Genomic DNA, 1065 nt, shown 5'->3' with positions numbered 1-1065 from the left:
GCCAAATTTAAGATGGGTGTCATCTTAAATGATCCTATCCCGGTGTCTTCTTTAATTTTCTTCCTTTCTCTTCTTAAATTTGCCTAACTTGACCTCAACTCTGTTCTAATTGTTTAGTGATACATTCAAAGGATTCTGACTCACTTTTTCGAATCCATAAAATATCATCTTCTACTTCCTTGTATGCAACATATCCTGTAAGTAAAGAGGTAATCAATGAAGAGGATGCAACTGAATCACTCAGAAATTGAAAAACCTTCTCATTATTGACAGCACGCTTTGAAAAAAAGAAAAATGGGGACTCGAAGGTAAAAAAAAGCTCCGATAACACTTTTGCTATAACCTTAAATTCAAAGTTAGCATCTACAAAAAATGATAGCTGGAAACCATCAAATTCAATGTTTTTAAAGCCTCCCATCGTGGTGCATTTATCGATTATCTGTAGAACAGCTGATTCGTCAGCACTGCAAAGCCTAAAGCAGCATACATATAAACAATCAGTCCCTTTCTTTAGCTCGTAAAAGATCCTCATAAGATTTTTAGAGCGATTAACATCAAATTCATCAAAACAGCCTATTGATATAGTATTTGTACCATGAGAATTATAATTCATATCTATTAGTCGATCCTTTTAAACGGAGGATACCACGTACGTTGTCGAGTATTTCCAAACTGCCAATTACCATATCTAACCCTTATTGTAGAGTGCCAGCCAACGCCCCCTTTATGCAATCGACCATAATCAAACCTGATTCGAATGTAACTTCCTTTAATGGAGATTAGCGTGCCTCCTACACCGCTACCGTTTTGGTATAGAGCATCAATGCGTATGTTACCCACCCTAAGGCCATTTTTACCAAATAGCCCAGCTCCAAAAAAAAGATGCCTACCGTTTCGAATAGCATTGATGGTGCCTCCACCAAATATAAAGCACTCTAGACAAACAGAATTAGCCGCTCCATTTCCGGCTTCGAACACTAGTTCGGCCACACCGGTCTCGGAGTTAACATAATAAGAATTACCCTCGGAATCAGTAAGTGACTGAACACCAGCAACATCAGAAGA

Annotated in this window: 2 protein-coding genes; both read right to left on the bottom strand. The window is 38.1% G+C overall.

All coding sequences use genetic code 11. The annotated features are described in order from the left end of the window. Positions 1-94: 94 nt before the first annotated feature. The gene (locus N475_RS05840) at positions 95-613 is read right to left on the bottom strand and encodes a hypothetical protein (RefSeq protein ID WP_063364835.1); all 519 of its coding nucleotides are present in this window, start codon (positions 611-613) and stop codon (positions 95-97) included. 5 nt (positions 614-618) lie between these two features. Further along, a partial coding sequence (locus tag N475_RS25720) for a hypothetical protein (protein WP_162269584.1) occupies positions 619-1065 on the bottom strand: 447 nt, incomplete at its 5' end.

Origin of the sequence: Pseudoalteromonas luteoviolacea DSM 6061, assembly GCF_001625655.1 — a bacterium.
Lineage (GTDB): Bacteria > Pseudomonadota > Gammaproteobacteria > Enterobacterales > Alteromonadaceae > Pseudoalteromonas > Pseudoalteromonas luteoviolacea.
This window is presented reverse-complemented; position numbering and strand designations above follow the sequence as displayed.